This is a genomic window from Vibrio sp. D173a, from assembly GCF_030248475.1.
This window is the reverse complement of sequence record NZ_JAHGAH010001576.1, coordinates 1-812: the sequence shown is the minus strand read 5'-3', so window position 1 is coordinate 812 and position 812 is coordinate 1. Positions and strand designations below refer to the sequence as shown.

The following is an 812-nucleotide window of genomic DNA, read 5'->3' as shown; positions in this document are numbered from 1 at the left end:
CCAGTTCCATGGCTGGTTGCACGTGGGCTTCGATAGAATTTCTCGAACACAAATGGCTTATCTTGATCGGCAATCCCCGGTCCAAAATCTCGAATTAGCAACACGGCTTTGCTGCCCTGCTGAAGTATCTCTACCTCAATAACGTTGCCCATTGGCGAGTATTTAATGGCGTTTTCAAGTAGGTTAATCAGCATTTGGCTAAGGGAAAACTCATCACCTTTGACGCTGAATTGAAGCGATTCTTGGTAGCAGAGCTCTATGTCTTTAATAAGTTCATTCATCGCTAAACTGCGGCACACCTCTTTTACCAGGCGGTTCATATCAACAGGCTTGGGTTCAATACTCTGGTAACGATGACGAATCGTGGCGTGGTTAAGCAATTGATCAACCGTACGCTCCAACACTGAGCATGCTCCAGTGACCTTGTGCAGATATTCAATCGTCTCGGCATCTTTGGTTTTGCTTCGCGCAAGATCTATTTGAGCGCGAATGCCCGCGATCGGGGTTTTGATTTGATGGGCGGCATGCCCGGTAAAGTTCTTGAGATTATTTAAGTTCTCATCGAGCTGGTTCATGAACACATTGATCGTATCCACTAAGTGTCTGACCTCTTGAGGCGCATCGAGGTTGATCGGGGTTAAATCGAGTGTCGAACGTCTGCCCATCTTGTCGTTGATCTGGTTGACGGGTTTGAGCACTCGAATAATCAGTACAAAAATCACCAATAAGGCACTGAGTACCCCTCCAGCCACCAGCTTAATCGCATGATCGGTCAGCGATTTTTCCCACACTTGCCTTGCTTGAGTTGTTTG

1 protein-coding gene is annotated in these 812 nt (G+C 46.9%); it reads right to left on the bottom strand.

Features of this window, described 5'->3' with window-relative positions; genetic code table 11:
• Positions 1–791 (bottom strand): HAMP domain-containing sensor histidine kinase (locus KIV40_RS35570; RefSeq protein ID WP_285354035.1); only part of this gene is annotated, 791 nt, incomplete at its 3' end.
• Positions 792–812: the final 21 nt, after the last annotated feature.